14 protein-coding genes are annotated in these 17,196 nt (G+C 60.0%); 11 read left to right on the top strand and 3 right to left on the bottom strand.

Annotation, left to right across the window (positions count from 1 at the left end; all coding sequences use genetic code 11):
• Positions 1 to 256: 256 nt before the first annotated feature.
• Both ASG68_RS21500 and ASG68_RS21505 read right to left on the bottom strand, forming a co-directional pair.
• Positions 257 to 454 carry a hypothetical protein gene (locus ASG68_RS21500; protein WP_062581090.1) on the bottom strand — a complete coding sequence of 66 codons (198 nt, stop codon included), beginning with the start codon at positions 452 to 454 and terminating at the stop codon, positions 257 to 259.
• 12 nt (positions 455 to 466) lie between these two features.
• The gene (locus ASG68_RS21505) at positions 467 to 670 is read right to left on the bottom strand and encodes a hypothetical protein (protein WP_062581092.1); all 204 of its coding nucleotides are present in this window, start codon (positions 668 to 670) and stop codon (positions 467 to 469) included.
• A 274-nt stretch (positions 671 to 944) separates the two neighbouring features.
• On the opposite strand from ASG68_RS21505, the gene ASG68_RS31570 reads away from it, so the two are divergent.
• Positions 945 to 1,085, top strand: coding sequence for a hypothetical protein (locus tag ASG68_RS31570; RefSeq protein ID WP_156373681.1), 141 nt, complete (start codon positions 945 to 947; stop codon positions 1,083 to 1,085).
• A gap of 115 nt (positions 1,086 to 1,200) precedes the next feature.
• On the opposite strand, the gene ASG68_RS21510 is transcribed toward ASG68_RS31570, so the two are convergent.
• A complete protein-coding gene (locus tag ASG68_RS21510) occupies positions 1,201 to 2,595 on the bottom strand; it encodes an FAD/NAD(P)-binding protein (protein ID WP_062581093.1) in 1,395 nt (464 codons plus the stop codon).
• 224 nt (positions 2,596 to 2,819) lie between these two features.
• Here ASG68_RS21510 and ASG68_RS21515 point away from each other — a divergent pair, with 224 nt between their 5' ends.
• The 10 genes from ASG68_RS21515 to ASG68_RS21560 all read left to right on the top strand — a co-directional run bounded on the left by ASG68_RS21515 (position 2,820) and on the right by ASG68_RS21560 (position 17,161).
• Positions 2,820 to 3,848 (top strand): LacI family DNA-binding transcriptional regulator, encoded by a 1,029-nt coding sequence (locus tag ASG68_RS21515; protein ID WP_062581095.1) that lies wholly within the window; start codon positions 2,820 to 2,822, stop codon positions 3,846 to 3,848.
• 151 nt (positions 3,849 to 3,999) lie between these two features.
• Positions 4,000 to 5,271 (top strand): ABC transporter substrate-binding protein, encoded by a 1,272-nt coding sequence (locus tag ASG68_RS21520; protein ID WP_062581098.1) that lies wholly within the window; start codon positions 4,000 to 4,002, stop codon positions 5,269 to 5,271.
• Positions 5,272 to 5,369: 98 nt separating this feature from the next.
• The gene (locus tag ASG68_RS21525) at positions 5,370 to 6,269 is read left to right on the top strand and encodes a carbohydrate ABC transporter permease (RefSeq protein WP_062581101.1); all 900 of its coding nucleotides are present in this window, start codon (positions 5,370 to 5,372) and stop codon (positions 6,267 to 6,269) included.
• Entirely contained in the window at positions 6,269 to 7,093 is an 825-nt protein-coding gene (locus ASG68_RS21530) for a carbohydrate ABC transporter permease (RefSeq protein ID WP_062602305.1), read from the top strand. Before ASG68_RS21525 ends, ASG68_RS21530 begins: the two co-directional genes overlap by 1 nt.
• A gap of 8 nt (positions 7,094 to 7,101) precedes the next feature.
• A complete protein-coding gene (locus ASG68_RS21535) occupies positions 7,102 to 9,345 on the top strand; it encodes a glycoside hydrolase family 2 protein (RefSeq protein ID WP_062581183.1) in 2,244 nt (747 codons plus the stop codon).
• Positions 9,346 to 9,379: 34 nt separating this feature from the next.
• Complete coding sequence (locus ASG68_RS21540; RefSeq protein ID WP_062581104.1) at positions 9,380 to 10,462, top strand: ABC transporter ATP-binding protein; 1,083 nt, start codon at positions 9,380 to 9,382, stop codon at positions 10,460 to 10,462.
• 46 nt (positions 10,463 to 10,508) lie between these two features.
• Entirely contained in the window at positions 10,509 to 12,515 is a 2,007-nt protein-coding gene (locus ASG68_RS21545) for an aldo/keto reductase (RefSeq protein WP_062581107.1), read from the top strand.
• Between the two features lie 118 nt (positions 12,516 to 12,633).
• Positions 12,634 to 13,827: a 2Fe-2S iron-sulfur cluster-binding protein gene (locus ASG68_RS21550; RefSeq protein WP_162243553.1), complete on the top strand. Its 1,194-nt coding sequence runs from the start codon at positions 12,634 to 12,636 to the stop codon at positions 13,825 to 13,827.
• A 68-nt stretch (positions 13,828 to 13,895) separates the two neighbouring features.
• Entirely contained in the window at positions 13,896 to 15,803 is a 1,908-nt protein-coding gene (locus ASG68_RS21555; protein ID WP_062581111.1) for a mechanosensitive ion channel family protein, read from the top strand.
• A 62-nt stretch (positions 15,804 to 15,865) separates the two neighbouring features.
• The gene (locus ASG68_RS21560; protein WP_062581113.1) at positions 15,866 to 17,161 is read left to right on the top strand and encodes an NAD(P)/FAD-dependent oxidoreductase; all 1,296 of its coding nucleotides are present in this window, start codon (positions 15,866 to 15,868) and stop codon (positions 17,159 to 17,161) included.
• Positions 17,162 to 17,196: the final 35 nt, after the last annotated feature.

Here is a 17,196-nt window from a genome sequence, read left to right on the forward strand (position 1 = left end):
CAGAGGTCTTTCGCAAGAAACTGCTCGCCCAGATGCGGTATGCCGGTTAGCTTGAGGTCTTTCGCAAGAAACTGCTCGCCCAGATGCGGTATGCCGGTTAGCTTGATCAAGCCCGCAAGTCGCGCTTCAGCATGAACTCACACCGCAAAATTAGAATGTCCTGTTTCTGCAACGTTGGAATGTCACACTCCCCGGGTCTGAATGATGTCTGGGAGATTGCAGATGGGATTGATTGCGAGACGCGGCATCTCAAACTCTACCAGCGGCCTCGATGATGGCGGCTGGCCAGGCTGATCTCGCCTGACAAATCGCATAAGGCGCTGCGAAGATCCTGCTCAGCCAGATCATCGGCAAAATCGTCGATCAGCGCACGGCGATATTCCAGCGCCAGAAGACGATCCTCGATTTCGTTGCGTCGCGTCGAAAGCCTGAGCAGATAGCGAAGTGCGCCCATGATTGCCTCCCGTCACGATGCCTGAACAGAGGATTGACGAACGTTCGCCCGTGCAACCGATTGGTCGATGGCGATCAGCACGTCGGCGACCGACGAAAAATGTTGGCCGTCGAGTGCGTGGACATGGAATTTGACGGCCAGGAATTTCAGGCGACCGCTATCTGGGACAACGATGCCAACAGGCACACCCCGATATTCTATCTCCTGCTTGATCATGGTTTCACCTCGATATGATGTCCCGATGCCGGTTCTCGCGGCTTCCACGTAAATAATCTATAATTTTAATAGACTATACTTGCGACGTCGTCGCGTCTTGGTTCGAGGTGCCAAAAATCGAAGCGATTGTAGGATATTCATCGCTTCTGAAAGCCATCAGCAAGTAGCCGAAGTCTTTCGCTGAGCGCAGGACGCCAATCGATGGACAAAAAAATGGGCCTTGTGATCCACGGCCCTTAGCTTTGAAGGAATAACCTCCAGAGGGGAACAGCTGATGACGTTCGATACGGGAGGAGAGTACGAACACCGGTCATCAACTGTCTCCAGAATGCCCCATCGTCGCTGCGAGTTCAAAGAACGGTGGACCATGATGCGGGCAAAAACCGGGATTTCCGCCTATACCTTTGCCAATTGAAGAAAAATCTTCTCCATTTCTGTGTCGGCCATTTGAGAATATGGAAAATCCTGCCCGGTTTGAGAGGTCCACAAACCTGCTTCTTACGCAACTCGCCGCAGAATGATTCCCGAAATCATCCCTGCCCGCTCGCAGCAGCCTTCCCCTCGCCCGTGACAGCCGTGCCAAGCCAAGCTTGCAAGGTTGCCGAGGCTGTATAAGCTTGCAGCACGATTTCCGGCACCAGATCGATATCCGGCAGGCTGCCGAGCCCCAGCGGTCCCACAGCGAAAATCCCGCCGAATTCTTCCTGGACGGCGAGCGCGCGGCCGGACCGATCGACGAAAATGCCGAGCTCCAGTTCGTCACGCAACACGAGGCCCGAGGAGAACAGCGAACGAAACAGCGGTGTATCGACATCGAGCGAACGGATGCGGCAATCGATCGTCCGTTCTGCCGCGATCACCTGCAAGCCGGCAGCCGTCAAAAGCAGAACGCCGTTCACGGCCACCCGGTCGACCTTGCCTTTGCTGACCGTGATCGCGCCTTTGGCCAATGCATCCTGCAGGCGCCGGTGATGGGCCGGAGGCAGGCGGTTGCGATGGCTGTCGTAGATCGGCTTCACATGGCGTTTGAATCGGCGGCGCTCCGCAGTCGTCAGGCCTTTCCACAGGTCGCCGGCACGTGAGCGGAAATCGTTCATGATCCCCTGCCAACCGGATCCCTCACGCTCCGCCGTCTCGGCCGCCTCACGCAGAAAGCGAAACGCACCGCGAAGCGTGCGCGGCATCGGTTTCTCGGAGGATACCGAACCCACGGCCGACCTTGTATGCGGCTGCGGGAGGAATCCGGAGGAGGAGATCAACGTCACATGGGCCGCCTCACCCGCCTCAAGCAGCTTCAGCGCCCGGTCGACGGCGTGGACACCGCCGCCGATCACGACGACGTTTTCCGCAGGCTCGGTCGCTCGTGCCTCGTCCGTCTGCCCGTTGACACCGTAACCGGTCGCCAGAAAGACGGCGTCGAAATGCGTTTTCTGCTGGTCCTGTGCCGTGATCAGGAGCCCGCCATTCGGATCGCGGTCGATCGCAAAGACAGCGTGCGTACAGATCTGGACGATGACATCGGTTCGTGCCCGCAAGGCCTCCGAGAATCGCTCGTAGACATAGGCGCTGAAAACCTCCCTCGAGACGAAGGAATGATCGACGACTTCCAGATTTTCCTGGTGGCTGCGCCATGCCTCGTCGGCCTGCAGCCACGTCTTGAAATCGACACGATCCGAGGGATCGACCGACAGATCCTTGACGCGGCTATTGAGCACCGTCTTGCCGGCCCGACTGACGCCCTCGCCGCCGTTGATCCGCGGGCTGGGATCGTACATGACCAGATGAAACGGCCGTTCGAAGCTCTTCAGCAGCGCGATGGCATTCATGATGCCTGTAAAGCCTCGGCCGACGATCGCGATCTTCGTCAGCGATCCGGGATGCGAACTGTCTGGCGATGTGGAAATCGCAGCGGTCTGAATTGTCATTGGCGAGGTCTCTCCTTCGTCAATTGGCAGGCGCCGGCGGTCGCCTCCATGGATCAGCTTACGCAAATACTCCACAAAAATAATAGAAAACCGTCGCTCAAATGCAAGGGGCATTTTCGATTGATATCCCTGACCGAAAATCCTCGCATTTTCACCCCTTGCGCGGTCGAATATTTTGAATATGGGGCTTGATACGAACCCGGCTGAGGGTGCAACAAGGTGGTATGGTGACCATCAAGGAAATTGCCGAGGCTGTTGGCGTATCGTCCGCCACGGTTTCCCGTGTTCTCAATTATGACGCCACGCTTGCGGTTTCGGCCAAGAAGCGCCAGGCAATCATCGAGACGGCGGAAGCGCTCAACTATGCGACACCACGGGCGCGCAACCGGACCAACGGCGTCCAGCATGCGCTGGTGCCAGGTGCCGGCAAGATCGCGCTGGTCCATTTCCTGAGACCGGCGCAGGAACTCGTCGATCCCTATTACATCGGCGTGCGCCTGGGTATCGAGAACCGCTGCCAGGCGCTGAAGATTGAGGTCGTGAAGGTCTATCATACCGACAGCCTCCCCGAGCCAAGCCTTCTGCAGGGTGCATCCGGCGTCATCGCTGTCGGCAAGCACAGCGATGAGGAGATCGCCTGGCTTCGCAGTCACAGCCGCCATCTCGTCTTCGCCGATTTTTCGACATCGTCTGAAATCGACGATTGCGTCGAGAGCAATGTGTCGCTGGCCATGCACAAGCTGATCAGCGCGCTCTCGGCCATGAACTATCGGCGTATCGGGTTCATCGGCTGGGCCGAACATGTCGATGGCTTCCCGCATCTGCAGGGCGAAAAGCGCTGTATTGCCTATACGAAATGGATGAAGGATGCCGGGCTTTTCGAGGAAGGCCTCTGCCTGACGGAACCCTTGACCCAGGACAGCGGCTACACTCTCGCCCACGCCATCATGAACCAGCAGAATCCGCCGGATGTGCTGATCACCTGTAACGACAACATGGCGATCGGCGCTTATCGTGCCATGCAGGAACTGGGTCTGCGCATTCCCGACGACATCGCCATTGCCAGCTTCAACGATATTCCAGTCGCGCAGTTCCTCTCCCCGCCCCTGTCGACCGTCAAGCTGCCGGCCGAACTGATCGGCGAGACCGCCGTGGACATGCTGCTCGAACGATTCTCGGGCCGGGAGCTTGCCAAAAAAGTCCTTCTCGCCACCGAATTGGTGTGGAGAAACAGCACCCGCTCTCCGGAATAATTCAATATTTATGAAAAATTACAGTGACTTGAGTAAAATTCCAAACTCGCCAGTAAAAATTTACTGAAAATATTGCATCCGCCCGCATTTTAGGGAATACTCTTTTTGAAGGCGGAAGAGGCCGCCTTTGGGAGCCTTCTGGGAGGAAGCAATGTATTACACTGTCACGTCACGCCTTGCGCGTGTCATCGGCCTTGCTATGGGCGTCAGCGTTCTCGCGGTTGCCGCTGCGCAGGCCAAGGAAATCACCGTCTGGTGCTGGGACCCGAATTTCAACGTCGCGATCATGAAGGAAGCCGGCGAGCGCTATCAGAAGACGCACCCGGATGTTACCTTGAACATCGTCGATTTTGCCAAGCTCGACGTCGAGCAAAAGCTGCAGACCGCCCTCTCCTCCGGCGTGACGGACGCGCTGCCGGATATCGTTCTGATCGAGGATTACGGCGCGCAGAAATACCTGCAGTCCTTCCCCGGCGCGTTCGCCGCCCTGTCGGATGTCGTCGATTATTCCGGTTTTGCGCCCTACAAGGTGCAACTGATGACCATGGACGGCAAGGTCTACGGCATGCCGTTCGATTCCGGCGTTACCGGCATGTACTACCGCAAGGATTACCTCGAGCAGGCTGGCTTCAAGCCGGAAGACATGCAGGGCATTACCTGGGACCGCTATATCGAAATCGGCAAGCAGATCGAGGCCAAGACCGGCAAGAAGATGATGGGTCTCGACCCCAATGATGCCGGCCTGATCCGCATCATGATGCAGTCTGGCGGCCAGTGGTATTTCGATGCCGAAGGCAAGCCGAACATCGTTGGCAATGCCGCGCTCAAGGCCGCGCTTGAAACAGAGGGCAAGCTGATCGCCGCTGGGATCACCAAGCCGGCAACCGGCTGGGCCGACTGGGTCGGCACTTTCACGTCAGGCGACGTCGCCTCGGTCATCACCGGCGTCTGGATTACCGGCACGGTCAAGGCGCAGGCCGACCAATCCAACAAGTGGGGCGTTGCGCCGATCCCCAGCCTCGGCATCGAGGGTGCATCCAACGCGTCCAACCTCGGCGGCTCCAGCTGGTATGTCCTCGAAAGCTCGGCTGAAAAGGCCGAAGCCATCGACATGCTGAACGAGATCTATGCCAAGGACATCGATTTCTATCAGAAAATCCTGCAGGATCGCGGTGCGGTCGGCTCGCTGCTCGCAGCCCGCGGAGGTGCTGCCTATGAGGCGCCGGACGCCTTCTTCGGCGGAGAAAAGGTCTGGCAGAACTTCTCCGACTGGCTGGCGAAGGTTCCGTCCGTCAACTACGGCGTCTTCACCAACGAGGCGGATGCAGCGGTGACCGCCCAGCTTCCGGCCCTGACCAAGGGCACGCCGGTGGACGAAGTCCTGAAGGCGATCGACGGCGAAGTTTCGGCTCAGATCCAGTAAATCAGAGCGCCCGGGCAGGCTTTTAATCTGCCTGCCTGATGGGAGCCGCGCGAGCGCGCGCCTCCCTCCAGCGCCCAAGGTCATCCCCGGAGAACACCATGGCGGTCCTGCAAGCCGGCGGCGGCGTGCGTCGCTACTACAATATCAATGGTTGGCTGTTCGTTGCCCCTGCCCTGGGTCTCATCGGCGTCTTCATGGTCTATCCGATCCTGTGGTCGCTCTGGATGTCCTTCCAGACCGGCAAGGGCCTGACCACGAAATTCGGCGGTTTCGCCAACATCATCCGCCTGTGGAACGACCCGGTCTTCATCAAGGCGCTGTCGAATACCACGATCTTCTTCGTCATACAGGTGCCGATCATGCTGTTCCTGGCGCTGATCGTCGCGGCAGCCTTGAACAATCCCAAACTATGGGGGCGCAGTTTCTTCCGCACGGCGATCTTCCTGCCCTGCGTCACCTCGCTTGTCGCCTATTCCGTCCTGTTCAAGAGCATGTTTGCGGCAGACGGCGTCGTCAACGGCGCGCTGCAGGCCCTGCACATCATCTCCTCGCCCATCCCGTGGTTGACTGACCCCTTCTGGGCAAAGGTCCTGATCATCATCGCCATCACCTGGCGCTGGACCGGTTACAACATGATCTTCTACCTCTCGGCCATGCAGAACATTGACAAGTCGATCTACGAGGCAGCGCGGATCGACGGCATCTCGGCGCGCGGACGGTTCCTCTACATCACCATCCCGATGCTGAAGCCAGTCATCCTGTTCACCATGGTTACCTCCACCATCGGCACGCTGCAGCTATTCGACGAGGTCTACAACTTCACCGAAGGCAAGGGCGGTCCGTCGAACGAGACGCTGACCCTGTCGCTCTACATCTACAATCTCACCTTCAAGTTCATGCCGAGCTTTGGCTATGCGGCGACAGTATCCTACGTCATCGTCGTCATGGTCGCCCTGCTCGCCTTCCTGCAATTCTATGCCACCAGGGAGCGCGACTGATGCTTTCCGACCGCACCACCGCCCTCCTCTCGAGCATCGCCACTTATCTGCTACTTGGCTTCGTCTCCTTCCTCTCGGTCTTTCCCTTCCTCTGGATGGCGATCGGCGCGACGAATACCTCGATCGACGTGATCAACGGCAAGCCGACCTTCGGCTCGGCGCTGATGACCAACATTACCGGGTTTTTCACCCAGGTGGATGTGCCGCTGGTTTTCTGGAACACCGCCAAGATCGCCATCGTCAGCACGATCCTGACGCTCGCGATCTCCTCGCTTGCCGGATACGGCTTCGAAATGTTCCGGTCCCGCGTCCGCGAGCGGATCTACCAGTTCATGCTGCTGACGCTGTTCATTCCGTTCGCCGCACTGATGATCCCGCTGTTCATCATCATGGGCCGGGCGGGCCTGATCAACACCCATATAGCCGTCATGCTGCCGGTGATCGCGTCCGCCTTCATGATCTTCTACTTCCGCCAGAGCACAAAAGCCTTTCCCTCCGAGCTTCGTGACGCCGCCAAGGTGGATGGCCTGAAGGAATGGCAGATCTTCCTCTTCATCTATGTGCCGGTGATGCGCTCGACCTATGCGGCGGCCTTCATCATCGTCTTCATGCTCAGCTGGAACAACTATTTGTGGCCGCTGATCGTGCTGCAGTCGAACGACACCAAGACCATCACGCTGGTGATCTCGTCGCTCGCCTCGGCCTACTACCCCGATTACGGCGTCGTCCTAGTCGGCACGGTCATCGCCACGCTGCCGACCCTCCTCGTTTTCTTTCTCATGCAAAAGCAGTTCGTCCAGGGAATGCTGGGCTCCGTCAAATAGGAATGATGATGCGTACGATTACCAATTTCAACGAAGGCTGGACGTTTCACGAAGGCTTTTCCGACACGCTGACAACAGCGTTTCAGGATGGTGGCAGGGCGATCAGCCTGCCACACAATGCCGTGGACGTCGCCTTCAATTATTTCGACGAAACCTGCTATCAGCGCGCCTTCACCTACCAGAAGCGCGTTGCCTGGAGCGCGGATTTCGCCGGCAAGGAAGTCTCCCTCATCTTCGACGCGGCCATGGCTGACGCTGTTGTCTATCTCAACGGCAAGCAGGTGATTGCCCACAAGGACGGCTACACGCCTTTCGAGGCGCGATTGACCGGACTTCTCAACGAGAGCGACAACCTTCTGACGGTCAAGATCGACGGCAGCGAAAACCCGGAAATCCCGCCCTTTGGTGGCCGGATCGACTACCTGACCTATGCCGGCATCTACCGCGACGTCTGGCTGAAGGTCGCAAGCCCGGTTTCGGTGGGCAACCTGAAGATCGAGACGGAGAACGTCCTTTCGGATAAAAAGTCCGTGTCTGTCCGCTGCGATATAAGAAATCCTCAGGATGCTGATTTCACTGGTACGCTGACGGTTGCATTGAAGGACGCCAACGGCACAATCGTGCGCGAGGAAAACATTGCCGCCCAACATGGCGCTGTCGTAATAATGGAAGGCCTCGAAGGCCTCTCGCTCTGGGATATCGAAAGCCCAGTTCTCTACACGATCACCGCAACGCTTCAGACCGATCTGGGCGACGACGCTCTCACCTCCACCTTCGGCTTCCGGACCGCCGAGTTCACCGTCGATGGTTTCCTGCTCAATGGCCGCCCGCTGAAGATCCGCGGCCTCAACCGCCATCAGGCGTTCCCCTATGTCGGCTATGCCATGGGCCGTTCGGCGCAGGAACGCGATGCTGAACTGATGAAGAATACCCTGAAATGCAATCTGGTGCGCACCTCACACTATCCACAGTCGAAGTGGTTCCTCGACCATTGCGATCGCATCGGCCTTCTGGTGTTCGAGGAAATCCCGGGCTGGCAGCATATCGGCGGCGAGACCTGGCAGAAGGAAGCGATCGAAAACGTCCGTCGCATGATCGAGCGCGACTGGAACCATCCCTCGATCATCATCTGGGGCGTGCGCATCAACGAGTCCCAGGACTCGCATGACTTCTATGTCGAGACCAACCGGCTGGCGCATGAACTGGATACGAGCCGCCAGACGGGCGGCGTGCGCTACATCACCGATAGCGAGTTCCTCGAAGACGTCTACACGATGAACGACTTCATCCTCGGCAACGAGGAACTGCCGGGCAACAATCGCGGCCGGCTGGCGTTGCGCCCGCAGCAGGAATGCACGGGGCTCACCCGCAAGGTGCCCTACATGATCACCGAGTTCGGCGGACACATGTATCCGACCAAGCGGTTCGACCAGGAACAGCGGCAGGCCGAGCATGTCCGTCGGCATCTGGAAGTTCTCAATGCCAGCTATGGCGACCCGAGCATTTCCGGGGCCATCGGCTGGTGCATGTTCGACTACAACACCCACAAAGATTTCGGCTCCGGCGACCGCATCTGCCATCACGGCGTCATGGACATGTTCCGCGAACCGAAATTCGCGGCCTATGTCTATTCCAGTCAGTGCAAACCCTCCGACGAAGTGATCGTGAAGCCGGTGACGTTCTGGGCCCGCGGTGAGCGCAATATCGGTGGTGTGCTGCCGCTGATCGTGCTCACCAATTGCGACGAGGTCGAACTCCGCTACGGCACGATCACCAAGCGCGTCGGGCCGGATCGCGAAGCCTTCCCGCATCTGCCGCATGCCCCCGTCGTGTTTGACCATCGCCATTTCACCAAGGACGAACTCGGCCTCTGGGGCATGCAGTGGGAAGACGTGAGCTTCACCGGCTTCATCGACGACAAGCCGGTGGCGACAGTGAACATGGTAGCCGATCCTGTACCAACGACATTGCAGGTCGAGGCGGATACGCAGACGCTTGCCGCCAAGGGCCGCGATACGGTTCGCGTCATCGTGCGCGGGCTCGACCAGGTCGGCTCCATCGTCCCTTTCCTCAACGACATCGTCACCGTCAGTGTCGATGGCCCTGCCCGGCTGATCGGCCCTGACACCCTCACGCTTGCCGGCGGAACGACGGGGTTCTGGCTGGAATCCACTGGAGAAGCTGGTGCGATCACGCTGCAGGTTTCCAGCGAACGTTACGGCAGCCAAACCCTTTCGCTGACCGCGGCATGACGGCGAACGAAAACAGACACGGGCGGAGAGCCGGATGAGCGACGTAAAACTGCATGACATCAGGAAGGCCTTCGGCAGCCTCGAAGTGATCAAGGGTGTCGATCTCGACATCAAGTCGGGCGAGTTCGTCGTCTTCGTCGGTCCTTCCGGCTGCGGCAAGTCCACGCTGCTGCGGATGATTGCGGGGCTGGATGAGATTACCTCCGGTACGCTGGAGATCGGCGGCACGCGGATGAACGATGTCGATCCGTCGAAACGCGGCATCGCCATGGTCTTCCAGTCCTATGCGCTTTATCCGCATATGACGGTACGCGAAAATATGGGCTTCGCGCTGCGTTTTGCCGGTTTACCGAAAGCTGAAGTCGAAAAGCAGGTCGCCGAGGCCGCCCGCATCCTCGAACTGGGACCCCTGCTCGATCGCAAGCCCAAGCAGCTTTCCGGCGGCCAGCGCCAGCGTGTGGCGATCGGCCGGGCGATCGTCCGGCATCCGAACGTCTTCCTGTTCGACGAGCCCCTGTCCAATCTCGATGCGGAACTGCGTGTGCACATGCGCATCGAGATCGCCCGCCTGCACAAGACGCTCGCGACCACGATGATCTACGTCACGCACGATCAGGTGGAAGCCATGACACTGGCCGACAAGATCGTCGTGCTGCGCGGCGGACTGGTCGAGCAAGTCGGCTCGCCGTTGGAACTTTACGACGATCCGGCCAACCTGTTCGTCGCCGGCTTTATCGGTTCGCCGAAGATGAACTTCTTCAAGGGCGTCGTCTCGGCTGTCAACAACGGCACCGTGTCCGTCGAGCTTCCGGATCTTGGCGGCGCGTCGGTCGAAACCAGACTGCAGGCCACCGATATCGCCGTCGGGACGGCCGTGACTGTCGGGGTGCGACCGGAACACTTTGAGGACACCGGATCGGCTGCGCTCAATCTGACGATCGACATGCTGGAGCACCTCGGCGGCGAGACCTTCGCCTATGCCCGCCACGGCAGCGGCGATCTCGTCATCATCGAGACCAAACACGGTCGCGACCTCAAGACGGGCGATACGATCCAGGCGAAATTTGATCCGGCGCGCGCGCTCCTGTTCGACGTGGGCGGAAAGCGCATCCGGTGAAACACAGACGACTGCACATTCTTCTATCATATAGAAAGCAAAGATCATGGCAGACAAGGTAAGATGGGGCATTCTCGGCCCGGGCGGGATCGCCAAGGACTTTTTCGCCGGGGTCGCCGGTTCGAAGACCGGAGTTGTCGCGGCGATCGGCACCCGCAACCCGGACCGTTCGGGTCTGGCTGACAGCTTTCCCGGCGCCCGCATCATTCACGGATACGATGCGCTTTTGGCAGACCCTGACATCGACGCGATCTACATCGCTGTGCCGCATCCCGGCCATGCGCAATGGGCAATCAAGGCTGCCGAACATGGCAAGCACGTGCTCTGCGAAAAACCGATCGGGCTTTCGGCAACCGAGGCCGACGCCATGTTCACGGCGGCAGAGGCGGCCGGCACTTTCCTCGGCGAAGCCTACATGTACCGGCTTCATCCGCTGGTCGCCAAGCTCATCGAAACCCTGAAGTCCGGCGTCATCGGTGATGTTCGTCTCATCAAATCGAGCTTTGGCTTTGCGGTAACGCCGCCCAAACCTGAACACCGGCTGTTTTCCAACGCACTTGCCGGTGGCGGTATCCTGGATGTCGGCGGCTACCCGGTGTCGATGGCAAGGCTGATTGCGGGCCTGAACTCCGAAGCCGGCTTCCTTGATCCCGACAAGGTCGTGGCGGCCGGTCATCTCGGCGAAACCGGTGTCGATGAATGGACGTCGGCCGTGCTGCATTTTCCGAACGGCATCATCGCCGAAGTCTCATGCTCGGTATCGCTGGCGCAGGACAATCTCCTGACGATCCTGGGCACGAAGGGCCGTATCGAGATCGACCAGTTTTGGTTTGCCGGTGGCAAGCAGGGTGGTACGGCGACGATCCATGTAATCGGCAATGACGGCTCGCGAAACAAGATCGACGTGACCGAAGCGCGGCATCTCTACAGTTTCGAGGTCGATGCGGTCGGCGCAGCGCTCGCCGCCGGGCAGACGCAATTTACCTTCCCCGGCATGAGCCGCAACGACACGCTGGGGAACCTCCGGACCATGGACCGCTGGCGCGCGGCGATCGGTCTCGAATACGAGATCGAGAAACCGTCCGTGACACGGCACACGATCCGGGGTGATGTCCTGCAAGTGAAGAACAACCGTATCCCGCGCGGCCATATTCCTGGCCTTGCGCCGGAGATGTCGCTGGCGGCGCTCGGCTTCCTGGAACTGGGCAGCATCTCGAGTGTGGCGATCATGCTGGATGCCTTCTATGAGGCCGGCGGCAACCTGTTCGACACGGCTTTCCATTACGGCAACGGCAAGCCGGAGGCGCAGATCGGCGAATGGATGCAGAGCCGGGGCGTGCGGCAGCAATCCGTCATCATCGCCAAGGGAGCGCACTCGCCGCTCTGCTATCCCGATGTCATCGCCAAGCAGCTTAGCGTCAGCCTCGATCGCATGAAGACGGATTACGTCGACATCTACTTCATGCATCGCGACAATCCGGACGTGCCTGTCGGCGAGTTCGTCGACGCGATGGACGCGGAGGTGAAAGCCGGGCGCATTCGCGGTCCCTTCGGTGGTTCGAACTGGACACTTGAACGCATGGATGCGGCAATTGCCTACGCCGAGAAGACCGGCAAGACCAAGCCGAGCGTGCTGTCGAACAACTTCTCGCTCGCCGAAATGGTCAACCCGGTCTGGGATGGCTGCATCGCCTCCTCCGACAACGTCTGGAAGGAATGGTTGACCTCCCGCAAGGTGACCAATTTCGCATGGTCGAGCCAGGCGCGCGGTTTCTTCACCGATCGCGCCGGACCGGACAAGCTGGAGGATCAGGAGCTCGTCAACAGCTGGTATTCCCCAGCCAATTTCGCCCGGCGCGAACGGGCAACGATCCTCGCCGCACGTCTCGGCAAGGACCCGATCCAGGTCGCGCTCGCCTATGTACTTGCCCAGCCGTTCGGCGTCATCCCGCTGATTGGTCCGCGTTCACTGGGCGAACTCAATCACAGCCTCGCCGCCTTCGACATCAAGCTGTCGCCGGAGGATGTGCGCTGGCTGGAACAGGGAGACTAAAAAGGTACTCCCCGGCGATCCCCCGGAGTCGCTTTGAATTATCGTGGGTGACAATCTGCGATCGTTCATTCTAATATTAGAATGCAGTGGCTTACGGGGGGGCGGTCGGGCAGTGATGGTGTCGAGCGTCAAACAGCGCGGAACGAGCTCGCTTGATCTGTGGATCCGGTCCGCCCGCCTGTTTTCTGGCCTGTTTCTCAGCCTGTTCGTCTTGACGCATCTCGCCAATCTGGCGCTGGGCCTTGTATCGTTGGAAGCGATCGATGCCTGGCGCGGCATCCTGATGGCGCCATGGCGCAGTGGCGCCGGCAGCCTGATTCTGGCGCTCGCGGCGTTCATTCATGCAAGCATCGGCCTCTACACGATTTCCAAACGCCGCAGTCTGACCCTGAGTCGGGTGGATGTGGTGCAGATCATTCTCGGTGTCCTGACGCCGCCGCTCCTGATCACCCATGTCCTGACCCTACGCGTGACCAGCCTCTTCGTTCCGGAGTTCGATGCCAGCTACGCGGTGATCCTGTCGGTCTACTGGAGCCTCGCTCCGGCCTATGCATTCCAGCAATTGTTCGTGGTGATGATCGTCTGGGTCCACGCGGCAATCGGTTTTTATTCCTGGATCGCGCTGCGGCCCGTCTGGCCAAGAATCCGAAATATCGTCCTGCCCATTCTGTTTCTGGTGCCGATCCTCGCGCTTCTCGGTTTCGTCGAGGCGGGCAAGGAAGTGCTGTATCGGCTGGAAAACGATGCGGCCTGGTTGGACCATATCCGCGCTGCTCAACACCTCTACAGTCAGGCAGCGCCGACCCTGAACGCAATCAACACCAATGTGGTGGCAAGCTACTGGATACTGGTCTCTATCGCATTTCTGAGCTGGGCCGTACGCATCTATGTCGGCCGATCGCGTCCGGTTCGTGTCTTCTATGAAGGAGATGCGACCGCCACCGGCCGAAGCGGGTTGTCGCTGCTGGAAATCAGCCTCACAAGCGGTATTCCCCATGCGCATATCTGTCAGGGGCGCGGCCGTTGCGGCACCTGCCGGGTCGATATCCTCCGTGGCGGGCAGAACCTTACCCCACCGACCGACCAGGAAATCAAGACGCTCTCCCAACTCCACGTCACAGATACTACGCGGCTTGCCTGCCAGGCGCGCCTTTTGCAGGGCGAGGTGGCGATCGCGCGGATTCTTCCCGCCTATGCCGATATCAGTGCCGCCCAGACGCCGGAAGAATGGGAGCCCAAGGACAGCCCTTCGAAGATTGACGACACTTTGCCCGCTCCGGTCTCCTCGCCGCTTCAGGAGGTCACGCCCTGAAACCCGTCCCGCTCCTGGCTCTTGGTCTGCTTCTAGTTGCCTCCAATGCAAAAGCGGCGCTTGCGCAGGTGCCATCCGGCGACATCGCCGGAATGACGTTGGCGCTGCTCCACCGGCTGTCCGAACAGGCCCACGAGATCGGCGCCAGTTTCGGTGCCGCGCCACAAGAATGGGAGGCGGTGCGAACCGCTTTCTCGGCCGCCATGATGAGTGGGGATGGGGTGCGCAGTTTCACCTACATCCTGCTGCTGATGATGATTGGTGCCGGGCTCGAATGGTTTTACTGGACATACAGCTACGCATCCCTGCGCGTCCTGTTGAATACCGAACCATCCTCTCCCCGCCAGTCGCTGCTGTTCGGGCTCCGCCGCTTCTGGATCACCGGCTTCGGTCTTTTGCTCTTTGCGGTCGCCGCGATCGGATCGACGTCAGCGTTCGTCTGGCCACCGGGCGTCCACGATATGGTGGTAACCCTCACGCTTACCCTGGTGATGTTTCGCTTCATCGTGATTGTGGCGGATATTGTCCTGTCGCCAGGCACGCCGCAATTGCGCCTCGTGCCCCTGCCCGACCGGACAGCTTTTACTTCGATGGCCGCGGTCGCCTTGTTCGCCGCCGTCGGCTCCGTCGCCTGGTTCGTTCCAGCCCTGATCACGCGCATTGCAGGGACGCCCAATCTGGCGCAGGCGCTGCGGATCGGTCTCGGTACGCTGATCGCCGTCGCTCTGCTGCTGGCCTGCCTGTTCACACGGCGCAATCGCGAAGACGTGCTGGCGGGTCGACGTCGTGGCCTGCTGCCGAAATTCCCGCGATCCCTGGCATCGGCGACAGTGATCACCGTCGTCTACGCCCTCTGGCTTTTCGGCTATTCGGCTGCCGCAGTCATCCTCGGCGCTCTCGCCATCGTCATCGCGGTGCAGGCATCCCTACGGTCTGTGGTCTTCTATTTCTGGCGCGACAAAATCCTTCCCGAGGAGCCTCCGCACGACGGACGAGAGAGCGAAGAACACCATGATTCTGTCCAGCAGGACCTTGCTCCCTCAATTATCCTGCCTGCCGTCCGCCTCTTCGTGGCGCTTATAGGGATTGGTGTTTGCGCGCTGGCCGTCGATGTCCCTCTCACGGCACTCGCGACATCCGAAAGTCCGCTGGCAAGGTTCAGTTTCCGTCTGCTGGGTGTCGCCGCGCTGGCGTTGCTGGCGAATGTCGCGTGGATCACCGTCAGAACCACCATCGACTATCGATTATCGACCATCGACAAGGTGGATGAGCATGAACAGCCCGGCCCCGGTGCGCGCCTTCTCACCCTGTTGCCGATCCTGCGAACCACAGCCGCAACCGTCATTACCGTCATGCTGGTTCTGTCCGGGCTCTGGACTCTGGGTCTGGAGATCACGCCGCTGCTGGCCGGGGCCGGCGTCGTCGGACTTGCCTTCGGCTTTGGAGCGCAGTCGCTGGTGCAGGATGTCATCACCGGCATCTTCTATCTCGCAGAAGATACGTTCCGCGTCGGCGAATATATCGAGAGCGGCACCTCGACCAAGGGAACCGTGGAGAGATTGACGCTGCGCACGGTGGCGCTGCGCCACCATAACGGCCCCCTGCATTTCGTGCCCTATGGCACGCTCGGAACTGTCCGCAACACGTCGCGCGACTGGGTCATCGAAAAGTTCAACCTGCCCCTTCCGATCGAGGTGGATAGCGAGAAGGTGCGCAAGCTGATCAAGCGTGTCGGCGAAGAGATGTTGAACGACGCGGAACTTGGCCCGCTCATCCAACAACCGCTGAAGGGCAAGCTTTATCGCGTCGAGCCGGGCATCAAGATCTTCCGCTGCAACTTCCGCACCGCTCCCGGCAACCAGTTCACGGTTCGCGCTGCCGCCTACAAGCGCATCGAGGTGGCGATGAACGCCGCCGGCATCACCTATGCCGGCAATCTTCCGCTGACACGGACGCTTGACCCTGCCGGGCCTTGATCCCGCTTTTCAAACGTGATGTGCTGTGGGATGGTTTGCCGCCATCCCTTTGAAAGAGCAGCATGTCCGCCGTTTCACCCTCCGCCCTTCCACCCAGCCTCTATTCCGATACGGCTCACCCTGCGCCCGTGACGCCGCCGATCGACAGCGACCGGACCGTGTCCGTCGCGATCGTCGGCGGTGGAATTGCCGGCCTGTCGGCGGCCCTGCATCTGGCCGAAGCCGGTGTCGATACTTGCGTCCTCGAAGCCCACGAACCCGCCTGGGGCGCTTCGGGGCGCAATGGCGGCCAGGTCAATCCCGGCCTGAAGTTCAACCCGGACGACCTGCTCACCCGGTTCGGCGACGATCTCGGGCGCCGCATGATCGCCATGGCCTGGGGCGCGCCGGACTTTACCTTCGACCTCATCCGCCGCCTCGGCATCGATTGCAACGCTCGCCAGAACGGCACTCTGCGCGCGGCGACAAACGCGGTCACCAATGATGCCCTTCGCATAACCGCCGCTCAATGCGCCGCGCACGGCATGCCGACGCGATTGCTGGACGCGGATGCCATGCAGTCCGCCACCGGTTCAGACCGCTATCCCGCCGCAATGCTGGACCCACGCGGCGGCGATCTGCATCCCCTGAACTACGCCCGTGGCCTCGCCGCCGCCGCGCAGACTGCAGGTGCCGCGATCCATGGAGACAGCCGGGTATTGTCCGCCAGCCGGCAGGGTGGACAATGGAAATTGAAAACCGAAAAGGCGACGGTAACGGCAGATAAAATCCTCGTTCTTACAAATGCTTATTCCGACCAGTTATGGCCTCACCTGAAAAAATCCCTGGTGCCGATCTATAGCTCAATCGTCGCCACGGAGCCCTTGCCGGATCATGTGGCGGCCCGCATCCTGCCGCATCGGCCCGTTCTCTACGAGACCGGCCACATTACGATCTACTACCGGATCGATGGACAGAAACGCCTGCTGATGGGAGGCCGCGGCCCGCAGAGCCCCATCACGGGAACGACCAACGCGCTGGCCTACCTCCAGCATTATGCCACCAGGCTCTGGCCGGATCTTGCCGCAGTCCGCTGGACTCATGCCTGGAACGGCCAACTGGCGATCACGCCGGACCATCTGCCACACCTGCACGCGCCGACTGGCGACGTCCTGATCTATCTCGGCTGCAATGGCCGTGGAGTAGCCTTGGCAACGACCATGGGAAAGCAGTTGGCGCAGCGTCTGATCGGCGGGCCATCCGTATCGATCGACCTTCCTTTCACGGATATCCAACCGATGCGTTTTCATGCTTTCTGGCCGATTGGCGCCCATGCCGCCATGCTCTGGGGTCGAATGAAGGATCGGCTTGGGATCTGATCGAAGGATTATTCGGGCATATTTTAGCCATCACG

The sequence above is a fragment of the Rhizobium sp. Leaf453 genome, assembly GCF_001425605.1.
In the GTDB taxonomy this organism is placed as follows: domain Bacteria; phylum Pseudomonadota; class Alphaproteobacteria; order Rhizobiales; family Rhizobiaceae; genus Pararhizobium.